At 63.8% G+C, this 25,844-nt stretch carries 20 protein-coding genes; 5 read left to right on the forward strand and 15 right to left on the reverse strand.

Going from position 1 to position 25,844, the window contains the following annotated elements; translation table 11 throughout:
- Window positions 1-138 precede the first annotated feature (138 nt).
- The 4 genes from BW995_RS18575 to BW995_RS18590 are packed head-to-tail and all read right to left on the reverse strand — an operon-like array spanning window position 139 to window position 3,746.
- Complete coding sequence (locus BW995_RS18575) at window positions 139-897, reverse strand: iron ABC transporter ATP-binding protein (protein WP_076401930.1); 759 nt, start codon at window positions 895-897, stop codon at window positions 139-141.
- Entirely contained in the window at window positions 894-1,844 is a 951-nt protein-coding gene (locus BW995_RS18580) for an iron chelate uptake ABC transporter family permease subunit (RefSeq protein WP_076401931.1), read from the reverse strand. Before BW995_RS18580 ends, BW995_RS18575 begins: the two co-directional genes overlap by 4 nt.
- Complete coding sequence (locus BW995_RS18585; RefSeq protein ID WP_076401932.1) at window positions 1,837-2,793, reverse strand: ABC transporter permease; 957 nt, start codon at window positions 2,791-2,793, stop codon at window positions 1,837-1,839. The genes BW995_RS18580 and BW995_RS18585 overlap by 8 nt, the downstream gene beginning before the upstream one ends.
- The gene (locus tag BW995_RS18590; protein ID WP_076401933.1) at window positions 2,793-3,746 is read right to left on the reverse strand and encodes a siderophore ABC transporter substrate-binding protein; all 954 of its coding nucleotides are present in this window, start codon (window positions 3,744-3,746) and stop codon (window positions 2,793-2,795) included. The genes BW995_RS18585 and BW995_RS18590 overlap by 1 nt, the downstream gene beginning before the upstream one ends.
- A gap of 212 nt (window positions 3,747-3,958) precedes the next feature.
- Between BW995_RS18590 and BW995_RS18595 the strand changes: the two genes are divergently transcribed.
- From BW995_RS18595 to BW995_RS18615, 5 genes are all read left to right on the forward strand, one after another.
- Complete coding sequence (locus BW995_RS18595; protein ID WP_076401934.1) at window positions 3,959-5,494, forward strand: glycosyl transferase family protein; 1,536 nt, start codon at window positions 3,959-3,961, stop codon at window positions 5,492-5,494.
- A gap of 333 nt (window positions 5,495-5,827) precedes the next feature.
- Window positions 5,828-8,131 carry a TonB-dependent receptor gene (locus tag BW995_RS18600; RefSeq protein ID WP_076401935.1) on the forward strand — a complete coding sequence of 768 codons (2,304 nt, stop codon included), beginning with the start codon at window positions 5,828-5,830 and terminating at the stop codon, window positions 8,129-8,131.
- Between the two features lie 73 nt (window positions 8,132-8,204).
- Window positions 8,205-8,891 carry a Fe2+-dependent dioxygenase gene (locus BW995_RS18605; RefSeq protein WP_076401936.1) on the forward strand — a complete coding sequence of 229 codons (687 nt, stop codon included), beginning with the start codon at window positions 8,205-8,207 and terminating at the stop codon, window positions 8,889-8,891.
- Window positions 8,888-9,574: a tetratricopeptide repeat protein gene (locus BW995_RS18610; RefSeq protein WP_076401937.1), complete on the forward strand. Its 687-nt coding sequence runs from the start codon at window positions 8,888-8,890 to the stop codon at window positions 9,572-9,574. Before BW995_RS18605 ends, BW995_RS18610 begins: the two co-directional genes overlap by 4 nt.
- A gap of 62 nt (window positions 9,575-9,636) precedes the next feature.
- Window positions 9,637-10,719, forward strand: coding sequence for an alpha-hydroxy acid oxidase (locus tag BW995_RS18615; protein ID WP_076401938.1), 1,083 nt, complete (start codon window positions 9,637-9,639; stop codon window positions 10,717-10,719).
- A 23-nt stretch (window positions 10,720-10,742) separates the two neighbouring features.
- Here BW995_RS18615 and BW995_RS18620 read toward each other — a convergent pair whose 3' ends face one another.
- From BW995_RS18620 to BW995_RS18670, 11 genes are all read right to left on the reverse strand, one after another.
- Window positions 10,743-12,653, reverse strand: coding sequence for a DEAD/DEAH box helicase (locus tag BW995_RS18620; protein WP_076401939.1), 1,911 nt, complete (start codon window positions 12,651-12,653; stop codon window positions 10,743-10,745).
- Window positions 12,654-13,011: 358 nt separating this feature from the next.
- A complete protein-coding gene (locus BW995_RS18625) occupies window positions 13,012-13,998 on the reverse strand; it encodes a hypothetical protein (RefSeq protein ID WP_076401940.1) in 987 nt (328 codons plus the stop codon).
- Window positions 13,979-15,028, reverse strand: a complete 1,050-nt coding sequence (locus BW995_RS18630) for a S1 family peptidase (protein WP_076401941.1) — start codon at window positions 15,026-15,028, stop codon at window positions 13,979-13,981. The genes BW995_RS18625 and BW995_RS18630 overlap by 20 nt, the downstream gene beginning before the upstream one ends.
- A 36-nt stretch (window positions 15,029-15,064) precedes the next feature.
- Window positions 15,065-15,571: a hypothetical protein gene (locus tag BW995_RS18635; RefSeq protein WP_076401942.1), complete on the reverse strand. Its 507-nt coding sequence runs from the start codon at window positions 15,569-15,571 to the stop codon at window positions 15,065-15,067.
- 167 nt (window positions 15,572-15,738) lie between these two features.
- Complete coding sequence (locus tag BW995_RS18640; protein ID WP_076401943.1) at window positions 15,739-16,458, reverse strand: glycine zipper domain-containing protein; 720 nt, start codon at window positions 16,456-16,458, stop codon at window positions 15,739-15,741.
- A gap of 10 nt (window positions 16,459-16,468) precedes the next feature.
- Window positions 16,469-18,013, reverse strand: a complete 1,545-nt coding sequence (locus BW995_RS18645; RefSeq protein WP_245821539.1) for a formylglycine-generating enzyme family protein — start codon at window positions 18,011-18,013, stop codon at window positions 16,469-16,471.
- 13 nt (window positions 18,014-18,026) lie between these two features.
- Window positions 18,027-19,226, reverse strand: a complete 1,200-nt coding sequence (locus BW995_RS18650) for an ABC transporter permease (protein WP_076401944.1) — start codon at window positions 19,224-19,226, stop codon at window positions 18,027-18,029.
- Window positions 19,223-19,954: an ABC transporter ATP-binding protein gene (locus BW995_RS18655; protein ID WP_217696140.1), complete on the reverse strand. Its 732-nt coding sequence runs from the start codon at window positions 19,952-19,954 to the stop codon at window positions 19,223-19,225. Before BW995_RS18655 ends, BW995_RS18650 begins: the two co-directional genes overlap by 4 nt.
- Before the next feature lie 3 nt (window positions 19,955-19,957).
- Window positions 19,958-21,946, reverse strand: coding sequence for a vWA domain-containing protein (locus BW995_RS18660; RefSeq protein WP_245821540.1), 1,989 nt, complete (start codon window positions 21,944-21,946; stop codon window positions 19,958-19,960).
- A gap of 11 nt (window positions 21,947-21,957) precedes the next feature.
- Window positions 21,958-23,094, reverse strand: coding sequence for an SEL1-like repeat protein (locus BW995_RS20880; RefSeq protein ID WP_076401946.1), 1,137 nt, complete (start codon window positions 23,092-23,094; stop codon window positions 21,958-21,960).
- A gap of 2 nt (window positions 23,095-23,096) precedes the next feature.
- Window positions 23,097-25,808 carry a putative virulence factor gene (locus tag BW995_RS18670; RefSeq protein ID WP_076401947.1) on the reverse strand — a complete coding sequence of 904 codons (2,712 nt, stop codon included), beginning with the start codon at window positions 25,806-25,808 and terminating at the stop codon, window positions 23,097-23,099.
- Between the last annotated feature and the right edge of the window lie 36 nt (window positions 25,809-25,844).

A 25,844-nucleotide genomic window follows, 5' to 3' on the forward strand; every position in this document is an offset into this window, starting at 1 on the left:
CCTTTTATGAGTGTATATTCTTGCCGACTGGAATCGAACGTCATCAACTGTGGTGCGGTAACACGCGGTTTTCACCTTTTCCGCACCTTGCTCAACGTGAATTGCGTCTACGATTCTGGTTATCCACAGGGCAGGCGATCAGCGGTAATAGACACCGACCGCCTGCCCCCGGACCTGCTCGACATGAACCGGGATGTCAAAGATGTCTTCCAGTACCCCTGGCGTCATGATGTGGTCCGGGGGACCGTCGTGGACCAGACGGCCATCCTTCATCGCCAGAATCCGGTCGGAATAGGCCGAGGCAAAGTTGATGTCGTGGATCACCAGCACCACCGTCCGGCGGAATTCGTCGGCAATGCGACGGATCAGGCGCATCATTGCCACTGCGTGCCGCATGTCGAGGTTGTTCAGCGGCTCGTCGAGGAACAGGTAATCGGTGTCCTGACACAGCACCATCGCCACATAGGCCCGCTGGCGCTGGCCGCCGGACAACTGGTCCAGAAAGCGGTCGGACAGGTCGGCGAGGTCGAGAAACTCCAGCGCCTCCTGCACCTTTGCCAGATCATCCGCCCCCAGACGCCCGCGCGAGTGTGGATAGCGGCCAAAGCTGACCAGATCGCGCACTGTCAGGCGGCTGACAAAGTGGTTTTCCTGCCGCAGAACGGCCAGACGGCGGGCCAGTGTCGGGCTGTCGGTGCGGCTGATATCCAGCCCGTCAATCAGCACCTGACCGCTGTCCATGGTCAGCAGGCGGCTCATCATTGACAGCAGGGTGGACTTGCCCGCGCCGTTCGGACCGATCAGTGATACCACCCCGCCGGGCGGAATGTGGAACGACACGTCATCGACCACCCGCTTGCCGGCATAGGTCTTGGTGAGAGTGCGGACGTCGATCATAGCCGCCCCTTTCGTAACAGCATCAGCAGAAACAGCGCACCGCCGGTGAATTCGATCACCACGCTGAGGGTACCGGTCATGGCAAACAGGTGTTCCAGCACCAGTTGCCCCCCAGCGAGAAAAATCACCCCCAGCAGGGCAGAGAACGGCAGCAACAGGGCGTGGCGCTGGCTGCCTGCCAGTTGATAGGCAAGGGTGGCGGTCATGAAGCCGAGAAAGGTCAATGGACCAATCAGGGCGGTGGAGGTGGAAATAAGCACGGTGATCAGCACCAGCGCACGGGTGACGATGCGCGGGTAATCGACCCCCAGTCCGATGGCGACATCCCGCCCGAGGGCGATCACATCAAAGTCCCGGCGATAGCGCCACAGCAGGGCGACACACAGGGCGACCAGCCCCCCGGCAATGCCCAACAGACGGCTTTCGGGCAGGGTCAATTGCGCAAACAGACGGCCTTGCAGGATGTTGAATTCATTGGGGGCCATCATCCGCTGCAACAATTCGGCGGCGCTGCGGAACAGGATGCCGAACACCAGCCCGGCCAGCAGCAGGCGGTACAGGTCTTCGCTTTTGCCCACCAGCAGCCAGCGGTACAGCGTCAGGGCAAACACCACCATTGCCGAGGTTTCGATGGCAAAGCGTCCAACCACCGGCACGCTGTCCCATCTGGCCGAGCCGATAAAAAAGATGATGCTGGTCTGGATCAGCACAAACAGCGCTTCGGCCCCCATCACCGACGGGGTCAGGATACGGTTGCCGGTGATGGTCTGGAACAGCACGGTGGAAACGCCGGTGGCGGTCCCCACCAGAATCATGGTGGCGATCACCTGTGCGCGGTAGCTGAGGATATAGGATAGCTTGCCGGTCAGATTGACCCCGAGGAACAGCGCGCAGACCAGCACGGCCAGAGCCGCCAGCAGGATTAAACGGTGACGGGGATCAGCCATGGCGCGGCTCCCGCAGCAGGACCAGCAGGAACACCACCGCCCCGAACACCCCCAGCAAGGCCCCGGCGGGAATTTCATAGGGGGCACGGATCACCCGACCGGCAATGTCACACAGCAGAGTAATGCCGCTGCCCAGCAGGCAGACCCAAGGAATGGTGCGGCGAATGTGGTCGCCTTTCATCAGGCTGATCAGGTTGGGGACGATCAGCCCCAGAAACGGCAGGGTACCGACCACCACCGTCACCACCCCGTTGACCATTGCCACGATCATCAGGGCAAACAGCATGGTCGAGCGGTAATTCAGCCCCAGAGTGATGGCAACATCCCGGCCCAGCCCGACAATCGACAGGCGGTTGGCGATCAGATAGACCATCGCGGTCAGCAGGCCGACCAGCCACAGGACTTCATAGCGGCCACGCAGGATCACCGAAAAGTCACCGGACAGCCAGGCAATCAGCGATTGCAGCATTTCATAACGGACGGCGACAAAGGTGGTGATGGCCCCAAGGACGGCCCCCAGCATGATGCCGACCAGCGGGATCAGCAGTGCCGAGCGCAGCGACAAACGGCGCAGGATCAGCAGGAACAGCGCCAGCCCGGCGATGGAAAATCCGGCGGCGACCAGCATTTTGACCACCACCGGCGCGGCGGGCCAGGCAATGCCGATCACCAGAATTCCCAGCGATGCCGCCGGGACGGTTCCGGCGGTGGCTGGTTCGACAAAGCGGTTCCGGGTCAGCACTTGCAGGATCAGGCCGCTGACGCTGACCGCCATCCCGGCCAGTACCAGAGCAACCGTGCGCGGCCAGCGGCTGATCAGCAGCACATCCCATGCCGCCGGATCGGACCACAGGCGCCCCCATGGAACGGCTCCGGCCCCGGTGGCGAGGCTGGCAACCACCAGCCCGATCACCGCCAGCAGGGCAACAGGAAAGGCGAGGGCTTTCATTACGGCTTGGCAGACAGGGCGTGATCGACCATCGCGGTCAGATGGCGGAAGGTCTGCAAGCCACCGGCAACATACATTTCAGCGGAATCGAGATAGACGATATGGCCGTTCTGATAGGCCTTGGTGCGCTGGACCAGTTCGTTGTCGAGCACCTGCTGTGCCGAAGCGGTGCCTTGTGTGCCGATGGCGGCATCCCGGCTGATGACGAACAGCCACTCCGGGTTGGCCTGTTGCAGCAGTTCAAACGACATGGCGTTGCCGTGCAGGCCCTTGTCCGGCAGGTCGATGGCCGGTTTGAAGCCCAGCACATCGTGGATGAAGCCAAAGCGTGACCCCGGACCATAGGCCGACAGGCGGCCACCGTTGATCAGGATGATCAACCCGGTCCCGGCCTGTTCGGCCTTGCCGCGCACGGCGGCGGTTTTCTGGTCCAGATCGGTCAGTGCGGTGCGCGCCTGATCCTGTTGGCCGAAGATGTCGCCCAGTTGCAGGATGCGCTGGCGGAAGCTGTCGGTGAAATGCTCGTCATCGACATTCAGGTCGATGGTCGGGGCAATCTTGCTCAGCTCGCCATAGGCCTTGCTGGCACGACCTCCGCCGATGATCAGATCGGGGGCGGCGGCACTCAGCGCCTGAAAGTTCGGCTCGAACAGGCCGCCAGCGTTGAAATAGGGTTGGCCCTGATATTTGGCGAGGAACGGCGGGTAGGTAACGGTGGTCTGCGGCACCCCGGCCACCGGCAGGCCCAGCGCATCCATGGTGTCGAGCATCGCGGTATCGAACACCACCACCTTTTGCGGGTGGAGCGGAATGGGGGTCGTTCCCGCCGCGTGGGTCAGCGAGCGGGTTTCCTGACCGCTGCTGGCTGCGTCATCATCGCAGGCGGTCAGGGTGATGGCGGCCAGCAGGGCCGCCATCAGCGGCAGTTTCAATCCTCGCACCAGACCGTGCATTGGGGGCTCCTTGAAAACGTCGTTTGGCAGGGTTCCGAGGGGGATCACTCTTGCTCTCGACGACGAATAAGTATCATTATCATCTGTCCGCTATGGTTAGCGCAGTGCAGCATGTCGGGCAATGCCCCTGTTTTAGAGATGATCCAAATTGTCGGCAGCGCAAAAGGGCTGCCGCTCATTCCGATGGTGAGGATTGGAAAGGAGACCGCTTGATGGCCAAGGAGGAAAAAACGCCGGTTTCACCGCCATCCGGGCCGGAAACGCCAGCGCTGGAGTCTTTGACCAAGGGGCGGTTGCTGGTGGCCCTGAATGCCCTGCTGTCGCGGCGGAACGTCACAAAGGCAGCCCATGATCTGGGGGTGCAAACCTCGGCACTCAGCCGGATGCTGGCGCAACTGCGCGAAGAACTGGGCGACCCGCTGTTCGTCCGTTCGGGGCGGGGGCTGGTGCCGACTCCGTTTGCCGAGTCCCTGCGCCCGCGTGTCCATGCGGTGGCCAAGGAGCTGGAGGCGATTTTTGCCACTCCGGCGCCGGTCAGCCACAGTGGCGCGCCGTTTGATACCCGCTGGAACGTTCCCAGCCAGTTCAAGGCGGCGCCGCTGGCGGTGCGGCCCGCGCATTTGCTGGACGGCGAGCCGTCGCATCACGAGGTGGTGCGCAAGCTGGAACAGGTGGCCGATGATGCGCCGCCGCAAAAGCGCCTGGCCCGCCACATCGGCATGATGGGCATCGCTGGCGGTGGCAATGGCCGTCCGCTGACCATCGAGGAAGCGGAGGAAGCGCTGGACATCATTCTGGCCGGGCAGGCCGATCCGGTACAAATCGGGGCCTTGCTGGGGATGATGCGGCTGCGCGGGACCACCGCTGCCGAACTGGCCGGGGTGGTCCGGGCGGTGCAACGCCATACCCGGATGGTGTTGGGGACTCCGGCGCAGACGTCGTTAACCGCCGACCTTGATTGGCCGTGCTATACCTCGCCGCACAACACGGCGCCGCCGTGGTTCTTTCATGCCGCCCGGCTGGTGGCGCAGGCCGGGGTAACGGTGCTGATGCACGGCAGCACTGGCTCCGGGGCGGTGGCGGGCCGTTATGAGGTGATCGCCAAAGCGGTCGGGATTCCGGTCTGCACCACCGCGGTCGAATGCGCTCAGGCGCTGGCGACCCGGAATATCGCTTATATGCCGCTGGTGACGCTGGCCCCGCAGGTGTACCGCCTGTTGGGCCTGCACGGGCTGTTGGAAGTCCGCTCGCTGATTTTTGAAAGCCTGCCGATGATCCGTCCGGCCAACAGCAAAACCAGTCTGCTGGGGGTGACCAAGCCCTCGTACAAGGAGTTGCACCGCGATACGGCGATGCTGTTGGGGTGGTCTGATCTGTCGATTTTGGGCAGTGTACGCGACATCGCCCAGTTCTCTCCGTTCCGGCTGACCTCGCTGCACCAGTTGATCGACGGCAAGCCGCGTGATGTGCTGATCCCGGCCCTGATGGCCGAGCCGCCGGTGGCCCCGCGTCCGCGCGGGACGCCGCTGGAATACTGGGAAGCGGTCTGGACCGGAGCCATGCGCGACGCTCGTGCCGAGCAGATTATCGTCAGCACCGCAGCCTTTGCCCTGTTTGCCATTCCGGGACGGGCGGCGACCTTTGATGCGGCACTGGAGCAAGCGCGCGGAGTGTGGAAAGACCGCCTGACCGCGCCGACTCAGCACGGGGTTTCCTCGGTGGAAGATGGCAGGGAACGGTTGTTTTGATGGGGAAATTCTTATGCATATGATAATCACTCGCATCTGTTGCTTCGCTGCAACATGTCCGGTTGGCCATACTCATGACCGGGGCAGGGTATCGTGTGCTAATATCATGATTTAGAATTGTTTTTCCGTTCAGGGGGAATTCAAGGACGGGGGAGCAGTCTGGTACTGTCCCCCCGTTTTCATTGGGAGAACAGACTGTCAGCGGGCATTTGATTTTTGCGCTGACAGCAATTTAGATTGTTTCTTAATCTCAGGCGTTGCCGCCGCCGTGACGGCATTGTTACAGAGCCTCTCAGACCCCGTCCGTTCTTCTGGCGAAAGAGAGAGGCTCCGATGCCCCAGCCATCCGTTTCCACCCCGACATCCCTGCGCCCGGTCCTGTCCGGCGTTGCCGCCACCGCCAGTCTGGCCGTTGGCCTGTCGTCACTGTCTGCCGCTGCTCAGGCGCAGAGCGCCCCCACCGTCCCCCCGGTTGATCCGGCGCAACAGACCGTCGCCCCGGACAACAATACGGTGGTGTTGGCCCCGGTGAAGGTCAATGCCGATGCGGTGGACGAAGAGGCAAAGAGCAACGTCAACAACAGCGCCCCGCGCATCTCGCGCTTGCCGGAAACGGTCAAGGAAACGCCACGGGTGATCAACGTGGTGCCGCAAGAGGTGATCGAGCAGCAAAAGGCCACCTCGCTCGATCAGGTGCTGCGCAATGTACCGGGGATTACCGTCTCGACCGGCGAAGGCAACGGTGGCCAGAACGGCGACCAGTTCCGCATTCGTGGCCTGTCGGCCCGTGGCGACATTTATAGCGATGGTCTGAAGGACTTTGGCGTTTACACCCATGATGTGTTCAATACCGAAACCGTGCAGGTGATCAAGGGGCCGTCCGGCGATGGCTTTGGCGTTGGCAATTCGGGGGGCCTGATCAACCAGTCCACCAAGCAGGCGTCGCTGACCAGCAAGAATACCGTGCAGCAGTCGATTGGCAGCGGCTCGCTGACCCGCACCACCGCCGACATCAACCAGAAAATCAGCGATACCGTCGCCCTGCGGGTGAACGCGCTGTACCACGATCAGGAAACCCCCGACCGCGACGGTATCGAAGCCGAACGCAAAGGGGTCGCCGCCGATCTGGGCGTCGGGCTGGGCACCGATACCGTCTGGCACCTGAACTACGCCTATCTGCATGGTGACCAGACCCCGGACATGGGGCAGTCGATGGTGCGCGGTGGCGATGGCCTTTATCGCCCGGCGGCGGAGTATGGTCTCGACAGCACGATTTCCTACGCCCGCAATCTGGACCGCGACATCACCGAAAACCATGTGGTGACCTCGACCCTGTCCCACCAGATTTCAGACAGCCTGAGCGTCTATAACGACACCCGCTGGAGCCTGTACGAGCGCGACTTTGCCGCCACCAACCCGGCGGCGCTGACCAGCGTGGCGGCCCTGAACGGGAACCTGACCTACGGCGCGGGCGGCGGGATGGCCTACAAGCAGGATGGCTGGGGCATTCAGAACATCTCGGGCGTCAAGGCCGAAGGCTCGGTACTGGGGCTGAAGACCAAGGCCACCGGTGGTCTGGACCTCAACTATCAGGAAGACACCCGTCAGACCGGCACCTGGCGCAACCGCACCAATACCCAGAGCGTGCAGAATCCGACGCACTCTTATGCTGCGAATGCCTATATCGACTATCTGCCGTCGGGCATCCGCAGCTCCAGCGTGGAAAACATCGGTGTGTTTGCCAATGATCGCCTGTGGCTGACGGAAGACTGGTCGGTACAGGGTGGCGTCCGCTTTGACTACTTCCGCACCTCGTTCCGCTCGGCCAACGGCACCATCGCCAACGGCAAGGATATCGCCCACACCATCAGCCCGTCGGGTAGCGTGATTTACGAACCGACCAAAGACGCTTCGCTGTACGCCACCTATTCCCAGTCGAACAAGCCGATCGGGACCGATATCGCGGCGGCGATCACCAACGGGACGGCGGAAACCCCCAACAATAACCGCAACTTCGAGCCAGAACAGACCAACCTCTATGAATTTGGTGGCAAGGCTGACTTCCTTGACAAGCGTTTGGGCCTGAATGGCGCGGTGTTCCTGATCGACAAGAGCAACACCTATTCTGTGGCCTCGGATGGTACCGTGACCGATGGTTTCTCGGAAGCCGGGATGGGGACGCGGACCAAGGGCTTTGAAACCGGTATCAGCGGCAAGGTAACCCCGGCCTGGACGGTTTATGCCAACTATGCCTTCCTGACCGCCGAGGTGAAGGATTCCCGTTCGGCTCCGGCCACCGTCGGCAACGATGCCCCGAACACGCCGAAGCATAACGCCAGCCTGTGGAGCACCTATGACCTGAAGGACGTCATCGGAACCACACTGCCGGGGAAAATGCTGGTCGGCGGCGGGGTGCGCTATGCCTCGCAGTACTGGACCGACAGCGCCAATACGGCGGTGATCCCGGAAACCTTCACCGTTGATGCGATGGTGTCGTATGAGTATGAAAACCTGTCGCTGTCGCTGAACGGCTATAACCTGACCGATCACCAGAATTACCTGTCCGGCTTTGGGGCGACCCGCGCCGTTCCGGCATCGGGGCAGACCTGGATGCTGACCACCGGGGTCACGTTCTGATCCGGGCCTGAAAGGGGAGGGGGAATGTTTCACCCCCCCCCCCCTGTTGTGTATGAAGCAAGGAGTCCTGCTGATGTTGTTGCGTCTTCCCGATGTGCTGACCGCCGACGAAGTACGCGAGTGCCGGACCATGCTGGAAACAGCCGGTTGGATTGACGGGCGGGTGACGGCGGGTGATCAGGCGGGGAAGGTCAAGGACAACCTGCAAATCCCTGAAGACACCCCGACCAGTCGGGCGCTGGGCGAGATCATTTTGCGGGCGTTGGCCCGTTCTGCGGCGTTCTCGTCGGCGGTGTTGCCGTTGCGGGTGCTGCCGCCGATGTTCAATCGCTATGATCCGCAGATGACCTATGGCTATCACGTCGACAACAGCATTCGCAGCATCCCCGGCACTGGCGGCATGCGCATGCGGGCCGATGTCTCGACCACCATTTTCCTCAGTGATCCGGCCGATTACGACGGCGGCGAGCTGGTGATTGATGACACCTATGGCACCCACAGTGTCAAGCTGCCCGCTGGACATGCGGTGGTCTATCCGTCCAGCAGCCTGCATCAGGTCCAGCCGGTGACGCGCGGCAGCCGCTGGGCGTCGTTCTTTTTCACCCAGTCGATGGTCAGGGACGATGGTCTGCGGGCGATGCTGTACGATCTGGATGTGGCAATCATCGCCTTGCGGCAGGAACTGGGCGACCAGCACCGGTCGGTGCTGTCGTTGGTCAATCATTACCATAACCTGCTGCGGCGCTGGGCCGAGCTATGAGTGCGGCGACCTCGACCACCGATGGCTTGCTGGTGCTGGGGCAACTGGCCCTTGATCAACAGGATGGCGCGCAGGCGCTCGACTGGTTCCGCAGTGCTGCCCGCAGTGGCGATGGACGGGCGCTGAACATGGTTGGCCGCTGCCACCAGAGGGGCTGGGGAACCGCTGTCGATCCCGCACAGGCGGCAGTGTACTTTCGTGCCGCTGCCGAGCGGGGCGATGCCTGGGGGATGTTCAATCTGGCGGACCTGCTGTATCGCGGCGAGGGTGTGGCGCAGGATGATGCGCAAGCCTGCCACTGGTATTGCGAGGCCGCCCGGCTGGGCCATGCCAAGGCCCTGAACATGCTGGGACTGTTGTACGAAGAGGGCCGGGGCGTTCCGCCCAGCCTGCCGGATGCCGCCGCCTGCTTTCAGGCCGCTGCCGAAGGTGGTGATTGCTGGGGCTGTTTCAATATCGCCCGCCTGTGTTTGCAGGCTGGCCGCAAGGGACAGGCCATCCGCTGGTTCAAGGAAGCCCTGAGCTATGGCTTCCCGGATTTTTTCCGCGCGATGGCCAGCGCCTTGAGCGCCGAGCAGGATGCCTGCCTGCGGGCCTTGGCGCGGCGGGCGGAATTTTTAGAGCATTGTGCGAAAAGTGGGAACCGGTTTTCGCAACAACAATGCGGCAATACAAAAGATTAGACCAGCGTGCCTTGCATCAGATTTAACGCATGCTGGTCTAGCGCAGACAACGGGAACCGGCGATGTCCATTCCAGCCGACACGGTTAGCCTTGAGGATTATCAGCGGGTCTTTCTCCAGCGTACCGACCCGGCGATTGCCGCCTATCTGCATGGCGCGGCGGCGGATGGCCTGACCGAGCAGGACAACCGTGCGGCCTATCACCGTCTGCGGCTGATGCCACGGGCGTTGCAATCCCTGCGTGGGGCTCAGACCGGGCTGACGCTGTTCGGTCAGGCGGTACCGTCGCCGATCCTGATTGCCCCGATGGCCTTTCATTGCCTCGCCCATCCCGAGGGTGAGCGGGCTACCGCCACCGCTGCCGGATTGACCGGAACGGTGATGACCGTCAGCGCGCAGGCCAGCCAGACGCTGGAGGAGATTGCCGCCGTGGCACAGGCACCGCTGTGGTTCCAGCTCTATTTCCAGCCGCGCCGCGCGGACAGCCTGACGCTGGTGCGACGGGCCGAACAGGCAGGCTATCAGGCACTGGTGCTGACCATCGACGCCCCGGTGTCAGGGGTGCGCAACGCCGAGCAGCGGGCCGGGTTTGTGCTGCCCGCCGGAATTGCGGCGGTGAATCTGGCCGGTTTTCCGGCTCCGCAAATCCCGCGCCATCGTCCCGGAAGCCCGGTGTTTCAGGGAATGCTGGATGCTGCGCCAACGTGGGACGATCTGGCCTGGCTGTGCCAGCAGACGACCCTGCCGGTGCTGGTCAAGGGGCTGCTCAATCCGCTGGATGTGGACCCGGCGCTGGCCGCCGGAGCGCAAGGGGTGATCGTCTCCAATCACGGCGGGCGGACACTTGATGGCCTGCCAGCGACGATCGACGCCCTGCCGCCGATTGTGCAGCAGGTCGGTGGACGGGTGCCGGTGCTGGTCGATGGCGGGATTCGGCGGGGTACCGATATCGTCAAGGCGATTGCCTGCGGGGCAACGGCGGTGATGATCGGCAGGCCGGTTCTGCATGCGCTGGGCGTCGGGGGCATGGTCGGAGTCGCCCATGCCCTGACACTGCTGCAAACCGAGCTGGAAATGGCCATGGCCCTGCTGGGCAGGCCGACGCTGGCAGAGGTGGATGCCAGCGTCCTGTGGCGACGGGGGTAACTTTCCCCCCCGTCGCTGTTTCCTTACGGGCGGGCTTTGGGCTTGCCGAACGGCTTGCTCTTGCCAAACGCGCCGGATTTGGCCGGTTTGTCAGCGGACTTTTCGCGGAACGGCTTGTCGGCGGATTTGGCCCGGAACGGCTTGTCGCCGGACTTCTCACGGAACGGCTTGTCGCCCGATTTTTCACGGAACGGCTTGTCACCCGACTTTTCACGGAACGGCTTGTCGCCGGACTTTTCATGGAACGGCTTGTCGCCGTCGGTGCGCGGGCGCGGGGCGCGGCGCGGCGCATCGCTGGGGGCACCATCGAGCAGGTCGATTTTGCCTTCCGGGTGCTGCACCTGGCTGAGCGCCTGCTGGAAGCGTTCCGCGACGGCGGCGTCCACTTCAAACTGGGTTTCGCGTTCCAGAATGCGGATTGAACCGATATCGGGCTTGCTGATCCGGCCCTGACGGCAGATCAGCGGCAACAGCCAGCGCGGATCGGCATTCTTTTGGCGGCCAATGTTCAGGCGGAACCACAGGGTCGGGCGGTCGGAATCCCCACGCGGGCCGCGTTCCGGGCGTTCCCGCCGTTCGCTGTACTCACCCTTTTCGCGCTTTTGGCGCGGCAGGTCCGGGCCGGGGTTGAACACGTCTTCGGCGGCGGGAAGCTGTGAGCGATAGAGCTGCACCAGCGCGGCGGCAATGGTTTCCGGGCTGTGGACAGCGGTCAGGCTTTGCGCCATCGCCACGGTTTCTTCGTCAGCCTGTTCGGTCAGCACCGGGTGGGCCAGCAGGCGCTGTTGATCCAGCGCGCGGATGTCGTCAACGGTCGGGACGTCGGTCCAGCTCAGTTCCAGACCGGCGCTGTGCAGCAGTTGTTCGGCCCGGCGGCGACGCGACAGCGGCACCATCAGGACGCTGACCCCCTTGCGACCGGCACGGCCAGTACGACCGCTGCGGTGTTGCAGGGTTTCGGCAGTGCGCGGCAGTTCGGCGTGAATCACCAGATCCAGGCTGGGCAGGTCGATGCCACGGGCGGCCACGTCGGTGGCGACGCAGACACGGGCGCGGCCATCGCGCAGGGCCTGCAGGGCATGGTTCCGCTCGTTCTGGCTCAGTTCGCCGGACAGGGCGACCACCCCGAAGCCACGTTCCAGCAGGCTGCTTTGCAGATGGCGGACGGCTTCGCGGGTCGAGCAGAAAATCATCGTGGTCGGCGAGTCATAGAATCGCAGCAGGTTGACCACCGCGTGCTCGGTATCGGTCGGGGCAATCCGCACCGCCTTGTGCTCGATGTCGGCATGGCCCTGCGGCCCGGCAGACAGGGCAATGCGGCAGGCGTTGCTCTGATAGCGCTGGGCGAGGGTGACGATTTCCTTCGGCAGGGTGGCCGAGAACAGCAGCGTCCGGCGACCGGCCGGCGTGGTGTCGAGAATCGCTTCCAGGTCTTCGCGGAAGCCCATGTCCAGCATTTCGTCGGCTTCGTCGAGCACCACCACCCGCAGGGCTTCGCTGCGCAGGGCACCGCGTTCCAGATGGTCACGCAGACGGCCTGGGGTACCGACCACAATGTGCACACCACGGCTGAGCACGCGCTGTTCGGCGCGCGGGTCCATGCCGCCAACGCACGAGGCAACGCGGGCACCGGCCAGACCGTACAGCCAGCTCAGTTCGGTGTGGACCTGCAAGGCCAGCTCGCGGGTCGGGGCCACCACCAGCGCCAGCGGCTCGGCGGGGGCATCAAGGGTGCCGTCTTCGTTCAACAGGGTCGAGGCCATGGCCAGACCATAGGCGACCGTCTTCCCCGATCCTGTCTGAGCCGAAACCAGCAAATCGCGGTTTTCGGTGCCGGGGGCCAGCACGGCCGATTGTACCGACGTCAGATCGGTATAGGCGCGTTCGGCCAGCGCCCGGGCAAGGGGGTGATCGGAAGGAAAGAGATCCATCATGGTGGTGATACGTCTTTGCGTCAAAAGGTGAGAAGCCGCCTCCTGCTCCGTCTGAAGCAGAAGTGGCGGCATGGATGTCCGGCAGATAGAGCAAATCCCGAGCAGGTACAAAACCCTGCGACGGCGCATTCACTGGCATAACACAAGGCCAGGGCATCTGCGGTGACCGCAAAGGTACGAACAACACTCTGGACCGGAAACGGGTGCGGGCGAATCATCGGACCGCGCCTTTCTTCTAATGCATCGCGCGAAAAGTGGAAACCGCTTTTCGTCGTCTTTATGGTCTGGCCTGCCATCTGGTGGCTGCAATGCAGGCTTTACAGACTGTTTCGGTGGGAAAAGCCGACCTGTGCGGGTGTTACGGGACGGTGAAGGAGGTCACCCGCAGGTAATCCCGTCCACTCACCCGACCCTGAACGTAGCGGGCCTTGCCCTTTTCCACGACTCGCACGGTAAAGGCGCTGGTGGTCAGGCCCTGCCGCTGGCGGAACAGGTGGACGCCGACATGATAGGTGCCGCTGACCGTCGGCCGTTGTGACCAGACGATGTTTTCCACCGGCTCGGGGCTGATCGACTGGTCGAAGGCATTGCGGTCGATATCGAGAATCCCGCCGCAGGCCGCCTTGTTGGAAAAGGAAATTTCGCTGCCATCGGGGCACTCAACGTGCAGGTCCAGATCGTTGGCATCGTTCCACAGCAACGAGACAGTAATTTCGCCGGTTTTGGCTCCGGCGCGGGTCAACCGGCCAAGAAAGGACTGCTCGCGCTGACGGTGGGCGGCCTGCTCGGCGGCTTGGCGGGCGCGGTCGCGCAACCGTTGCCGCCACTGGGCGAGGAACGGGCCGACCGTATCAACCGGACGCACCGAGGCACTTTTGTTCATTCCCCAGTTGGTGACCACCGGCTGGGTGCCGACCTGAAACAGATGGTATTCGACCGGCTGCGGGAAATTCAGCAGCAGCGGCATCAACTGGGTATACAGCAGGCGGTCGCCGCTTTGCGGTTGGGTGGACAGCTCCTGTTCCATCGCCAGCACCTGCTGGCGGGTCTGCTCCAGTTGATCCAGCAATGCCGCCTGCTGGTCATCGGGCAGTTCGACAAACGGCGTCACCGCGCCTGTGTGCTGGGCAAACCACCGTACCGCCGTCCGCGCTTCATCAAAGCGGGGAATGGCAAACGGCGCTGCCGCCTGCGCACCCTGACGGCGTGCCAGCAGGGTCAGCAGCTTTTCGGCATTGACGGTGACCTTTTCGCCGCTTTCCCCGACGAACAGGTATTCGTCCAGCAGGTTGCGGTCAACGAACTGACGCGGGGCAACACCGGGCCTATTTTGCATCACAGCCATTGGTCGTCGTTTGCGGCTGAATGCCCAGCCCCTTCAGATAGGCGGCCAGATCGGAGGACGCCTGAGCGAAACCGGCGCTGGAGGCCTGTTCGACCGAGACGTTGATGAAGGTGTTGATGCCGACCACCCGGCCACAGCCATCGACCAGCGGCCCGCCGCTGTTGCCACCGGAAATCGGGGCGGAGTGGACGATCACCGGCAGGCCCTGAGTGCGGTTTTGCAGCGCCATCACCGCGCCCTGGCTCATGCCCAGTTCCGGCATGGCTTTCATGTCGCCGCGAATCAGGGCGCTGAAATTCATGTCGGTATCGAGCAGCAGGCCGGGAAAACCGGCGGCCACCACCGGCGTCAGTTCGCTGGTTTCCAGCGCCAGCGGCAACACCGTGCTGCTGCTGCCGTCCTGCACCTGCAACACCGCATAGTCGCGGCCATTCTGGGTTTTGGCGTTGGTCGAGGCGATCACGCGGGCGATTTTCGGGCTGTTCAGTCCCTTGCCCGCCACCACCACTTCGCCATTTTTGGCGGTTGCCACCACATGGCTGTTGGTGACCACGATTGACGGAGTGACGAAAAAGCCCGAGCCGGAATCCTTTTCCGCCAGCACCAGCACCACTCCCTTGTGCAGGCGGTCCACCAGCTCCTTGCGGGCGATGGCCTGAGCATCTCCGGCATGAGGAGCCTCGGCGGCAGGCTTGCCGGAGGCGGCAGCCGGGGGGGCTGCGGTGTTGGTCAGCGGCGTGCTCAGGGGCTTGCCGTCCTGTGCTGGGGTGCCATCCTGCAAGACGGCCTGCGCCTGCCGGGGATCGGCGCAGACATCCCCGGCCAGAACGCTTTGCAACTGTTCGGACCGCAGGCGCAGGGCATCCACTTCGGCCTGACGGGCGGCCAGCGCGTCTGCCGCAGGAGGGGGAGGAGAGGCCGCCGACTGGGCATGGCCGGACTGGGGCAGCCCGGCCAGCAGCGGACCGGCCAGAACCAGCAAGGCACAGAGGGTGCGGTGCGTGCGATCGCGTGGCGAACTGTGCGTCATGGTCTGTGGCTCTCCCTTCCCCGTATCGTGTGTGACTTACCGGCGGACCAGCAGATCGACTTCGCGTTCCAGCGCTTCGCGTTCCTTGCGCAGGTCGTCCAGTCGCTTCTGCTTGTCGGCATCCGGGGTAAAGGTGTCTTGCTGCAACAGCTTGATCTTCTTTTCCAGCGAGTCGATGTCACGGTTCAGCGCGGTAACGTCGGCCTTTTTCTTGCTGTTGGCCTTTTGGGCTGCCGCCAGCTTGTTACGGCTGGCCTGCAGCGACTTCTGGAAGTCGGCGTACTTGGCTTCGGCAGCCTCGCGCTGGGCCTTGACGTCGGCGCTCTGGGCGGCGAGGCGTTCGGCGGCGCGGTTCTGTTGAAGGTTTTTGTCCTGCTCGTCTTCCAGCGTCTTTTGCCGTTCGTCGATGCGGTTCTGGTAGGTGCCGTTCGACAGGTTGCTGACGCCGGACAGGAATCCGCCCTGGGCCGGGTCTTCGCTGGTGGTGCAGCCGCTGACGCCAACGGCCAGCAGGACGGCGAGGGGGAGGAGGTGGGCGCGCATGGGGGTTACTCCTCTTGGAGCGTTTATCGGAATCCCGAGAAACGCTCCCATAAAATGTTGCTTCAGCAAATACGTCGCCGCAGGGGCTTTGCCCCTGCTCGGGATTTGAGTCTGTTCATTCAGCAAATACGTCGTCACAGGGGCTTTGCCCCTGTTCGGGATTTGCTTTAGCCGACGCGGGACACGGTACGGCGCTTGGCCAGCGAGTCGCGTTCGGCCTGCAACTGGCTGATCTGGCGTTCCATATCGGCGATTTCGCTGTTCAGTTCCTTGGCCTGTGCCGATTTTCCTTTGCCTGCCAGTGTGTTGGCGGCTTCGGTGTAGTTGGCCTGCCGCTTGCGCAGCTCGGTCAGGGTGCTGTCGAGGTAGGCGGTGTTGGAATCCACCGAGGCCATCTTGCTCTTGGCCTGATCCATGGTGATCTTGCCCGCTGCCAGATCCTTGTCGATCTGCTCGATGCGCTCCTTGTCTTCGGCAACCACCTGCTCGGTGGTGGCGATGACGTTGGCGAGGCGGCCGTTTTCTTCGCGCACGTCGGCGATCATCGAATCAAGCTGTTGTTCCTTGTTGGCGTATTTTTCCTGCTTGTCGGCGACATAGGCCCCGGCGCCAGCGCCGATGCCGCCGCCAATGGCGCAGCCGATGGCGGCATGTTGCAGGCGGTTGCCCTTTTGCGCCGTCGCCGCCCCCAGCACGCCCCCCAGCACGCAGCCCAGCAGCGCGCCTTCGGCGATGGTCTGGTTATAGGTGTCGGCCTGCTGGCGCAGCCGCTGTTCGGCGGGCGACAGCGGCTCGCCGTTGCTGTTGGTGGTGGTCTGACAGGCCGACAGCAGCAACGAAGCGGACAGGGTCAGGGCGGTCACTTTAAACAGGGTCTTCATCATCATCCCTCTTCCGTTAAGGAGCCTGCAGTTTGTTCCAGTCGCCAAGCCACTGTATGCGGGCCACTTTCTTATCTTTCTGATAGGCGGCGATATGCGTAAAATACTGATCTACATAAGGTTTCAGTTCCGCCAGCCCCATGCCCTGCAATTCGACCAGCAGGATTTCGCGCTGATGTTTGAGGGTGTCGCTGCTGTAGTCTTCGGCGGTGCGGATCAGGGTGTCGGCATAATATCGCAGGTTGCCGTCCATGACCGTCTGCTCATGATCCAGCTCTTCCTTATAGCTTTTGGCGCGCGGATCATCTACCCCCCCTGTCTCGACCCGGCCCTTGTACACCTTGGCCAGTGCATCAATCGCATGGGCGTCATCGCTCAGCTTGCGGCCCAGAAAGGCTCCCAGCCGCAGCGATGCCTTGGCGGCACGGTCGCGCTGGTCATCGCGGGCGGCGATGTTGGCGCGCAGGGTGGTTTGCACCTTTTCCAGCCGGGCTTTGGTCGCCGGGTCGGTGCTGGCCTTGGCCAGCAGAGCCAGGTCTTCCAGTGGATCATCGGAGGTCTTGGCCGGAGCGGCATTGTCCGCCGCCGAGACCGCCCCCAGCTTGCTCCATTCATCCTTCAGCGTTTGCAGGCGCTTTTGCGAGGTCAATACCGGGGCGGCGACCACCACCCGAAAGCCGGTGGTCTTGCTGCGGCGAGGCGTGGCGCCTTCGTAGAACGGCACTTCCTGCCGGTCGGCGCTGCGCATGTCTTCGGCGCTGGTCATGTAATTGCCGCCGCGCACCACGAACGAGCCGCTTTGCCCGTGCAGCCGGTCCAGCCGGTTGAGGCGGAACGGTTCAAAGATGATCTCGTCCATGTTGCCCAGTACGTCGAACAGCCCCAGCGGATTCGGTTCCAGCTGGCCGGTCAGGTTCGGTTTGCCGTTGGCTGACTGGGTGCCAGCGAACCAGGCGTATTTGTTCAGGCCGCCGGTCATCGGGAACAGGCGCTCGTTGAATTCGGCGGGCGAGACCTTGATGCCGCCCCGGGCGGCAAATTCCCATTCGACCTCGGTCGGCAGGCGGACATAGCCCGCTTCACCGTCTTCGCTCGGCAGGGATTTCAGCGCGTTTTGCCGCAGCCATTGACTGTACTTGTCGGAAAAGGCGATGGCGTCAAACCAGCTGACGCCGCCCTTTGACAGCCGTTTGGCCTGTGATGGCTTGCTCTCCGGGCAGCTGTCGTTCATCACCGCGTCGTACTGGGCTTCGGTGATTTCGTATTTGCCGATCAGGTAATAGCGGGCCTTGGCCTTGCTGTCGGTAAAGCTGCCTGCGACATAGGCCGGGTGGCTGCCTTCGGCAAAGCCGCGCTCCTGATCCTGTCCGCCGACGGTGATCTGATAGTCGCTATAGGCGTCACCGCCCGGCACCTGCACCGGGCGAAACACCATCGACCCGCCGCAGGGCATCGGCAGGACGGTATCCCCCTCCAGCGGCTTGGGATTATAGACCTTGCTGTCCCACGGCTCGGGGGCGGCAAGGGCCGGGGTGATGCTGGCCAGCAGGGAAGCGGCCACCAAGCCCAATGCTCTAAATTTCACGCAGGCTTTCTGCCGGATCAATGCGCGCTGCACGATATCCCCCCAACGAAGAGGCCAACAAGGCCAGGACTACAGTCACTGCCAGCGCAACGGCGATATCGCCGGGGAGCAGCAGGCAGGCGAATTCTTCCCGGCTCAGGGTGTTGGCGAGCATCGTATTGACGATCCACGCCACCCCCCCGGCCAGAGCCGCCGACAGGCTGGTGCCAAGGATGGCGATCAGCGCCGCCTGCACCACCGGAAAAGCCATCACCGCGCCGGGTGGAAAGCCAACCAGCCGCATCAGTGCCAGATCCTTGCGCTTGCGGTCAACATTGGCCCACAGCGAGGCCGCCAGCGACAGAAGATAGCCACCGATGGCCAGCGACGCGATGATGGCAAACAGCGAGCCGAGTGTCTTGTCCACCGATTTGACCATCGCAATCTCGTCGGCCTTGGTGCGTACCTCGATGGATTGCGCCCGCAACTGGTCGGCCAGTCCCTGTACCGCATCCAGCGAGGCGGCGAACAGCCGCAGGCTGGCAAAGGTGCGGCTTTGCAAGGGCTGCGGCGTGTCGTGACCGTCGCGGAAATCCTCGACCGCCGCCAGCATGTCGAGGCTGACGAACGCCCCGTCGCGGCCAAAGCTGGCTTCGGGCAGTACGGCGCCGACAGTCAACGGCAGGCGCTGGACCTGACGGCCGCCGTTGAGGGTGCGGGCGACCAGCGCGGTGATCTGGCTGCCGGGGCTGACCGCCAGTTTCTGCGCCGCGCTGTGGCTGAGGATCACCTGATCCCGTCCGTTCGGCGGTGCCTGTCCGGTCAGCAGCGGATCGCCGCTGGCGGTGGGCACCAGTTCCGCCCCGGCCAGCGAGCGGCCTTCGGCGGCTTGCAGGTCGATGGTGGCGGCCAGCGAGCGGGTGCGCGGGATGGCAAAGCCGACCGCCGGGTTGTTGGCAAGACTGGCAAACCACGCCGGATCGAGGCGATAGCTGCCGACCACCACCACTTCCAGCGTGCGCGGGTCGGACAGCAGGCGGTCGCGCATGGTGGTGACGATGCCGGATTTCAGCCCGAACAGCACCAGCAATGGCGCCAGCACGGCGGCCAGCGCCAGAATCAGGCAAAAGGAAACCCGCCATTCGTGCAGGATGTCGATCAGGGCCAGCCGGGCGGTACTGCGATAGGCGGACAGACGGGGAGTGCTCATTCGTTTTGCCCTCCCTGACGATAGGCAAGGTCACTGAAGCAGGTCAGGCCGCTTTCGGCCATCTGTGCCTGCACCGGCCGCACCTCAAAGCGCGAGAGAAGATCCCAGTCATGGCTGACCACCAGAATGCCGACCGACAGCGCGCGGGCGATGTGCAGCAGCAGTTCCATCACCCGCACCGAATGGGCCGGGTCGAGGGAGGCGGTCGGCTCGTCGGCCAGAATCAGGCGCGGCTTGTGGGCCAGCGCACGGGCAATCGCCACCCGTTGCCGCTCGCCAATCGACAGGGCGGCGGGCTTGTTGTCCAGAAGCCGCCCCAGTCCCAGCACCTTGATCAGTTGTTGTTCGTGCTGGCTGTTGCGCGGCAGACCCAGCAAATCGCACGACAGGCGGATGTTGTCGCGCACGCTGAGAAACGGCAGCAGACCGCCGGTTTGCAGGACATAGCCAATGTGCTGCGCCCGCACGGCGGCCAGGGCTGACTGCTTGTCCTGCTGCCACAGGGCGGCAATGTCGTGGCTGCCCAGCCGGAAGCACCCGGCCTGCTGCGGGCGCAGCACCAGCCCGACCAGATCGAGCAGGGTGCTTTTGCCGCAGCCACTGGGGCCGATGATGCCGACCGCTTCGCCCTGATGCAGGGTCAGGGCTTCGATCTGCAAGGTGAAGCCCTGCGACCCTGCACCCCGGTTGCCGGTCAGATCGCGGATATCAAGCAACGCTCCGGCCATTCCTTACGGCAGTGCATCAAGAGGAACCGGATAGACCGCTTCGCCGGGGTCGGCACCGCCGTCCAGTGCCACCCAGCGGTCCACATCGTCGTGGTAAATCTGGTACAGGCGCAGCTTGCGGTTCACTTCGTCGAGGAAGGTTTGCTGCTGGCTGATGCTCCAGCTGGACCACATCTGCTGGTCGATATCCATCACCTTGCTGCGATAGGGCAGATCGTCGAGGTATTCGCCCATCAGCCCCAGATCGGCCAGCTTGACCGCCTTGGGGTCGTTGATGGCGTTGGGGTCACGCCCCAGCACCACCGCCGCCGAGCGCATGCGGGAAAAGAAGTCGTTCGGCGACAACTGCGCTGCCTGTCCGGCGTCGGCAATGCTGCGCAGGACCTGCTGCATGTCGGACAGCTGGTTCTTGGTCAGCAGAACCCGCACGTCGGTGGTGGCGATTTCGGGCTTCTTCAGGTCACGGTCGGTCAGCCAGGCGCTGATCATCGGCGGGGCGCTGGTGCCTTCGGTGCGGCCCAGATAGGCCAACTGCATCGCTTGTCCCAGCATGGCGGCGTCCCTCTGCATGCGGGCGGCGTCATCCTTTGGCGGTTCCTTGCCAAAGTTGGGGTCGGCAGAGCGGGCCGACCCGGCGACTTCCTCGCCACGGTAGGCGCCGTTGACCTGTGCGACGATGGTTTCCGACAGCGTATCAACCATCTTGCCGAACTGGTCCACCGATCCGGCATCCACCGGATAATACAGCGGGTTGGGCAGCAGCGGATGGGTGGACAGCGCCTTGTACTGTGCTTCGGCTTCGGCGTGGTTCTGTTTGCCCGAGGGGGTCTTCAGGTGCAGGGTGTAGAGGGCAACACCGCGATGCTGGGCCTCCAGACGGACCTGTTCGGCGTCGAGTTTGGTGGACGACAGCGGGTCGCCGCCGCGCAACGCCCCGGCGTCGGTGATCAGCACCACATAGCGACCGCCAAAGTTGGTCCACCCCACCTTGTCCAGCGCTTCCATCACCCCGGCATAGGAGTCTTCGCTGAATTTGGCCGACGAGACGGTGGCCCCTTTCAGGGCGGCGACCTGTTTCAGGAAGTCCTTGCCATCCTTGGTCTGTTCGGGGTCGGCATACAGTTTCGAGACGTATTCCAGCCCCGGCGTGGCCTGCACGCTGGAGCGGAAGGCCACCAGCCCGAAGCGCACCCGGTCACTCAGCCCGGCCTTGTCGATTTTGGTGGTGATCTGTTCAACCGCCTGTCGGGTGCGGTTGATGTAGGGGTCCATCGACAAGGTGGAATCGATGACGAACACCACCGCCGCCCGGAAGTTTTTCAGCACGCTGGCCGAGGCGGGGGGTGTGTTGGCCTTCTCGTCTTTGGCCGACACCGAGGCAATGTGCAGCATCCGCACCCGGAAGCCGGGGCCGGAGAAGGTTTCCTCGGCGTCCAGAATCGGCAGCAGATAGAATTTCTTGCTGATATCGACGTAGGTCGCCGGTTCGATCGACACCACTTGCGGCGACGGCTTGCCCGCCTCGGCGGCTTTCAACAGCGGCTCTTCCTGTTTGCCGGGGTCGTCGGCTTCGAGAATCTTTGCCAGATCCTGCCGCTCCTTGAACATCAGCGCCCGGTCGCGGCCCGCCGGATTGGTAAAGGCCAGCGTCAACTGTTGCTTCCACGGCAGGGTGAACTCTTCCTGAATCCAGCCGTCGGTCTTGCCCTTGGCGGTCAGGCCGACCTCCAGCCAGGCTTGCGTGCCGACCATCTGGCGGCCATAGACATAAAAGCGGGTCAGCGCCGGTTGCTGTGCGCCGGGGCCATCGCCTGCCTGTCGCTTCAGCACGGCTCCGGGGCGGGACAGCACCCGCTGATAGAGGGTCTTTTTGCCCTCCATCAGCAACGGGGTACGGTCAGCAGCCCAGGCGGAAGAGGTCGCCAGCGGCGACCACAGGGTCGTTCCCGCCAGCAGGACAGCGGCCAGAGAGGCAGTCAGCGAACGGCGCACGGCGGTTCCCCTTATTTCACGGTGGCGAGCAGGTCTTTGGCTTTGGCATCACCGGCATCAGCGGCCTTTTGCAGCCAGTCCTTGCCCTTGTCATGCTGGAAGCCGGACGGCTGCAACTGGGTCAGAATCTTGCCCAGTTGGCGCTGGGCTTCGGTATTGCCGCCCTGTGCTGCCGGTTCGTACCAGTAGGCGGCGGTTTCGGCGTCGGCGGCGGGCATCGGGCTGGTGGTTTTGCTCCAGCTGTCGGGATCGTACATTTTCGCCACTGCCACCGAGCCGTCGAGGCTGCCATTGCGGGCGGCGTGCTGGAACAGCAGCATGGCAAATTCCAGCTTGCCCTGCGTGGCCAGCGTGGTGGCCGCCTGATAGGCCTTGGCCCCGTCCGGGGTGGCCTGAATGAACTTCGCCAGATCTTCGCGGGTGTTGATGGCCTCCACCGCCGGGGCTGCCGGAGTGGCGGGAGTCGTGGCGGGAGCCGGTGTTGCAGGCGGCGTGCTGGCGGTCTGGGTGGCCGGTGCCGGGTCGGTTGCGGCTGACGGCGGAGCATTGTTGTCCCCGAACAGGCCGAGCGAATAGGCTACCACCGCCCCGGCGATGGCCAGCACCACCAGTGCCGCCACCAGTATCATCGGCAGCAGGCTCTTTTTCCCGCCATCGCTGGCGGGCAGATCGTCGTCAGGCTGATGCTCACCACCGCGCATGTCCTGCGGGTCCATCTGGATCGGGGTGTAGTCCGGCTCGGCGGGGGGGATTTCGATCACCGGTTCCTGACGGACCGGCTCGGTGGGCGGGGCCTCGCTGCGGGCCAGACCGGACGGGCGCAGGTCTTTTACCACCAGTCGGCCTTCGTCGCGCAGGTCGCCCAGTTGCACCGTTGCCAGCACGATGTCGGCATTGCTCAGCAGGGCCAGCGGATCGACCAGATCGGCATCAGCTTGTCCCACCAGTGCCTTGCCATCTAGCGTCAGATCGGGCAGCGGCAGCCAGTGGTCATCGGTCAGCCAGCGCCCGTCGGGGCCGAGGATTTTTTCATCCTTGCGCATCAGGCGGATCAGGCCGCCGCTGGTGGTGGAGGCCTGAGCCAGCCCGAGAATGCGCAAACCCGCCTGTCCGGGGGTGTGGCCGATGAGTTCAACCTTGATGGGCATTGTCAGGCTCCTGAAAAACCGGTGGACGGCGTACTGGTGGTGATGACCGCAAGAATTTGCCCCAGCCGGTGATTCTGTTCGGGGGTGATTTCGCTGCCCGCGGCATGACCGGCATTATCGCGGGTGGTGGCGCGGAAGGCCTCGAACCAGTCGAGAATGTACAGCGCCGAATAGTTCATCGGGGTCGGCTGCAAGGTCGGCAGGGCATCCGGCGCAATCGGGGCCGGAGGCAGGAAAATGCACTGACCGGGCATCACCGACTTTGGCCGCTGGGTCGGGTCGCTGTCCGAATAACCGAGGTAGTCGATATAGTCGTTGATGATGGTCGAGGCGACCAGCACCTGCTGATCCGCCAGCTTGCTGCGGGTGGCCCCGGCGCGGTTGCTGCTGTGGTGCAGGGCTTCGGCCACCTTGTCTTCCAGCCGGAAACGCATCGCCCCGGTGATCACTTCATCGACCAGATTCTGCAAAACCTCGCTGGTCAGGCTGAGGAAGCGCTGGGTATCGGGCGAGTCCGGCAACTGGCGCAACTGGCGCAACCAGTCGCTGATGGCGGCCTTGGCAAAGGCGGCAGCCCGCCGGTTGACCGCCGGAGCTGCCGGGGCCGCAGGTGCTGCGGGCGTTGCGGCGGGCGGCGGGGCAAAAATGTCGAGCGAGAACAGACCGCCTTCCGCCGGAGCGGCGGCGGCCACCGGCGCCGCTGCCGGGCTGTCGGTCGTTTCCGGGGTGGTGCTTTCGGCGTTCAGGTACAGGGCGCGCAGGTGCTCGGTGGACGGTTGCAGCAGGCGCAGGATTTCCCCGAACAGGCTGGAGCGGGTGCGCAGGGCGGTCAGCACCAGATCGGCAATCCGGTTCTTGCGCGCCACTTCATCGGCACCATCGGCCCGGTAATAGGAGCCAAGCTGGACCTCGACCAGTTCCCGTTGCAGGTGGGCAATCTGTTCGGCAATGCGGTCCAGTTTGGTCTGGACGTTGGCCACTGTTTGCAGGTGGCTGACAATCCGGCTCATGCCGCCGTCATCCTGACCGATCATCGCATCCCACGTCGGGGCCGGGTCGTGGACATGCTTTTGCACCAGCTCGTTGGCGATAAAGGTGCTGCGCATCCGGCTCAGGTCGTCGCGGATATCCTCGCGCACCGGGCCTTCGCGGTCGTCGTCCATGTCAAAGATACCCTTTGACATGCCGGGCTTGCGGACCAGAAACAGGTTGTCAAAGGCCCGCCCTTTGGACCATTCGCGCACCCATTGGGCTTGCCCGAACCGTTCCAGCAGGGCCAGCTCCATCATCCCGCTCCATTTCAGGTCGAGATTGCTGTCGTTCTGCCCCATGCTGTCCTGCAGGCGCTTGTCGAACATGGTCAGCGCCCACAGCAGGCCGGGGTTGCGCTGCGCCCGTTCCGCCGGGGTTGCCCCCTGCGTCGCATCAACCCAGCTGTCGAGCACCGGCCCGAGGGCAGTGATTTCGATCTGTTTGTCGGACGGGTTGCACAACACCAAAACGTTCATTTCCTGATCGTCGGTGTAGCGTTCAAACAGGTAGGACACCTTGCCGCGCAGGAACAGGGTGCCGATCGGGTTGGCTCCCTTGTCCTTGATGGCCGCTTCGGCGATGCCGGTCAGTCCCATGCGGCCGCGATAGCCGGGGAAGTCGAGCAGATCGACCTGTTCCAGCAGCGAAACGCGCGGCGTTTCGGCCAGCGGGAACACCATTTCCTTGGTCAACGCGGCAAGGAACGACCGTTGCAGGCGGACTTCGGCCAGCGGCTGGCCCTCCTGCACCGGCAGGACCCCGACCTGTGCCGCGCTGTCGCTGCCGAAGCGGGCGCGCACCGCATCGACGTTCATGATCGAATTGGCCTGGGTATAGGCACCATTCTCCCGCTCGACCAGTGCCGAGGTGGGGGCGTGGACGTCGCTGGCAAAGCTCAGGCTGGCAAGGGCGGTGCGCAGGGTGGCGTAGCAATCGGTGAACTCGGGCAAATCGCCCCACACCAGCGCAAACAGGCTCGCCCGGTCCTGTGGCAGCAGATAGGGGGCCAGCGCGGTGGCGGCGGGCCAGAACACCCCGGCCAGCCCTTCGTTCGACTTGCGGAACCGGCGTTCGAAATAGTCGGCCAGATCAACCACATCATCTTCGCTCATGCCGCCGGTGGCGGCAGGCTGGCGGCGCGGTTCCAGAGTCCGCAGGCGGTCGGTGATCTGTTCCGGGGTCAGGTCAAAATTGACCTTCTCGCGGTCGAAGTCGAGGAAGAAGCTGTTGCCGAGAATCTTGATCACGTCGGCTTCGTTCAGCAACGACAGCTGCACCGGATAGCCGGGGGTGGTGCGTGACGGCTGACGGGTAAAGCGTGTCACCAGCCCGGTGGCTTCCTTGCCACCGCCCGGCGGGTTGATGTGGTCGATGAAGTCCAGAAGCTCGCCATCGAGCAGCGTTTCCAGATGGCCGTTGGTGCCGCGTGCCAGCGACGAAATCAGGTACGACTTGCCCGCCTGCGACAGACCGAAAAAGCCGACCGACATCGGGCGCAGCGAGGCCTGTGCCAGACGGCGGGCCAGATTGCGCTGGCGCCGCAGGCGTTCGATCAGGCCGTCGGCATCGCGGTCCAGTCGTTGCGCGCCGCCACGGACGTCATTGACCCAGGCGATGGCCTGACCGGCCCCGGCATGGATGGATTGGCAGCGTTGGGACAGGAATTCGGGAGTCTTGCTCACGGTCTGTTACCCCTCTGGACCATGTGAAGGTGAGTC

It is taken from the genome of Insolitispirillum peregrinum (assembly GCF_900156605.1).
Lineage (GTDB): Bacteria > Pseudomonadota > Alphaproteobacteria > Rhodospirillales > Rhodospirillaceae > Insolitispirillum > Insolitispirillum peregrinum.

Excerpts from the sequence above, each read along its gene's own strand:
- BW995_RS18575 (WP_076401930.1), bottom strand. The coding sequence starts at position 897 with ATGATCGACGTCCGCACTCTCACCAAGACCTATGCCGGCAAGCGGGTG.
- BW995_RS18580 (WP_076401931.1), bottom strand. The coding sequence starts at position 1,844 with ATGGCTGATCCCCGTCACCGTTTAATCCTGCTGGCGGCTCTGGCCGTG.
- BW995_RS18585 (WP_076401932.1), bottom strand. The coding sequence starts at position 2,793 with ATGAAAGCCCTCGCCTTTCCTGTTGCCCTGCTGGCGGTGATCGGGCTG.
- BW995_RS18590 (WP_076401933.1), bottom strand. The coding sequence starts at position 3,746 with ATGCACGGTCTGGTGCGAGGATTGAAACTGCCGCTGATGGCGGCCCTG.
- BW995_RS18595 (WP_076401934.1), top strand. The coding sequence starts at position 3,959 with ATGGCCAAGGAGGAAAAAACGCCGGTTTCACCGCCATCCGGGCCGGAA.
- BW995_RS18600 (WP_076401935.1), top strand. The coding sequence starts at position 5,828 with ATGCCCCAGCCATCCGTTTCCACCCCGACATCCCTGCGCCCGGTCCTG.
- BW995_RS18605 (WP_076401936.1), top strand. The coding sequence starts at position 8,205 with ATGTTGTTGCGTCTTCCCGATGTGCTGACCGCCGACGAAGTACGCGAG.
- BW995_RS18610 (WP_076401937.1), top strand. The coding sequence starts at position 8,888 with ATGAGTGCGGCGACCTCGACCACCGATGGCTTGCTGGTGCTGGGGCAA.
- BW995_RS18615 (WP_076401938.1), top strand. The coding sequence starts at position 9,637 with ATGTCCATTCCAGCCGACACGGTTAGCCTTGAGGATTATCAGCGGGTC.
- BW995_RS18620 (WP_076401939.1), bottom strand. The coding sequence starts at position 12,653 with ATGATGGATCTCTTTCCTTCCGATCACCCCCTTGCCCGGGCGCTGGCC.
- BW995_RS18625 (WP_076401940.1), bottom strand. The coding sequence starts at position 13,998 with ATGGCTGTGATGCAAAATAGGCCCGGTGTTGCCCCGCGTCAGTTCGTT.
- BW995_RS18630 (WP_076401941.1), bottom strand. The coding sequence starts at position 15,028 with ATGACGCACAGTTCGCCACGCGATCGCACGCACCGCACCCTCTGTGCC.
- BW995_RS18635 (WP_076401942.1), bottom strand. The coding sequence starts at position 15,571 with ATGCGCGCCCACCTCCTCCCCCTCGCCGTCCTGCTGGCCGTTGGCGTC.
- BW995_RS18640 (WP_076401943.1), bottom strand. The coding sequence starts at position 16,458 with ATGATGATGAAGACCCTGTTTAAAGTGACCGCCCTGACCCTGTCCGCT.
- BW995_RS18650 (WP_076401944.1), bottom strand. The coding sequence starts at position 19,226 with ATGAGCACTCCCCGTCTGTCCGCCTATCGCAGTACCGCCCGGCTGGCC.
- BW995_RS18655 (WP_217696140.1), bottom strand. The coding sequence starts at position 19,954 with ATGGCCGGAGCGTTGCTTGATATCCGCGATCTGACCGGCAACCGGGGT.
- BW995_RS20880 (WP_076401946.1), bottom strand. The coding sequence starts at position 23,094 with ATGCCCATCAAGGTTGAACTCATCGGCCACACCCCCGGACAGGCGGGT.